1 protein-coding gene is annotated in these 1,284 nt (G+C 55.1%); it reads right to left on the bottom strand.

The features are described from left to right. On the bottom strand, positions 1–1,284 hold a 1,284-nt coding region (locus H5U08_RS19180), incomplete at both ends, for a hypothetical protein (RefSeq protein WP_297036890.1).

A 1,284-nucleotide genomic window follows, 5' to 3' on the forward strand; every position in this document is an offset into this window, starting at 1 on the left:
CATTGAAGACAGTGAAATACCGCTTGCCGAACCGTTCCACGTAGACGCGCGGATGAGAAGAGCGAGCATGAGTCATCGGTTCCCAGCCGGCCTCCGCAACAAGTTTGCAAAGCGGCACATATTTTTTGAAAAGGGGACGATCTCGGTTGTACAACTCCGGCCGTGAGAAATAATGTCCGGTGGAAGCATTGGGGCTGAAGAATCCCGGAAACATGCCATACGCCAGCGACCTCGCCATGTATTTTTCCACGTGCTCGTGATCAAACTGATCGAAGTCAGTGTTCATGAGGAAGCAGTATGGTTTCTTTCCGCAGAGAGCACGACGATACAACAGTTCGCCATCGCTCATGGGTTGCCACTTTCCATGACGATTCCAGTTGGTTTCTGTTCCCAACACATCCAGCCATGGTACCAGCCAGCAGAGCTGCGACGGGGTTCCATTGGCCATCATGTACTTCCCCATCCCATGCACATCTTCGGCAATCGTACGGACGTATTCGAACACAATCAATCCCCGAAAGACCGCAGGTTGCAGGGAATCGCCGTCGTATGTGAGTGGGCGTTCGCCAACAAAATGGTCCCGGCGAAAGTCGAGCTCATCCGTGACATAACCCTCGCTGGAGTCGATGTATTCACCGTCCAGGTCTGCCTGGCGATTCGGCCCATAAAGACGCTCGCGGATCTCGGCGTTCCACTTCAGCCGGAAATCGGTAACTTCCCCTGGGATCTGCGGCAGAGAGTTCATGCTCCAAACGGCTCCATTACACCATGGAGTGTCGAGAAGCCGCACCGGGATTCGTCCATTCTGGTCCCGAAAACTGCTTGTCTCCCATGCTCGGGCCTGAGGACGTCCCAGCCCGGCGAGACGCTCTGCCTCTGCCACAGCCGCCTCATACGTGCGAGGAAGTTCCGGAGCCATGGGCATCCACCATGTCATCGGCTCCGTGTATCGGAAGGTCAGAATCCCATGGGCGTCATCCCACGCCGTTTCGTTGTCACCTTCTTTAAAGCGAAAGCCGAAGTCTTCCCAGGCCTCCACGCTCGAGATTTTGGCGAAAGGCATCCATAAACCCTGTTTCTCAATTCGCACACGAAAAACTTCGGGAAACATTTCATAGTAAAACTGAAGCGCGCCGCGAAATCCCATCTGGCCAGGAAACCGCCATTTGACGAGCCGCAGATGCGCTTCGCGCTTTTCCGGAGTTAGGGCGATGTCGTAAGTTGCAAAAAGGCACCGCAGACCAGCGTGGTAGCCGACCCGAAACACCGCAGGGAGCGTCATGT

It is taken from the genome of Thermogutta sp. (assembly GCF_014359955.1).
In the GTDB taxonomy this organism is placed as follows: Bacteria; Planctomycetota; Planctomycetia; order Pirellulales; family Thermoguttaceae; genus Thermogutta.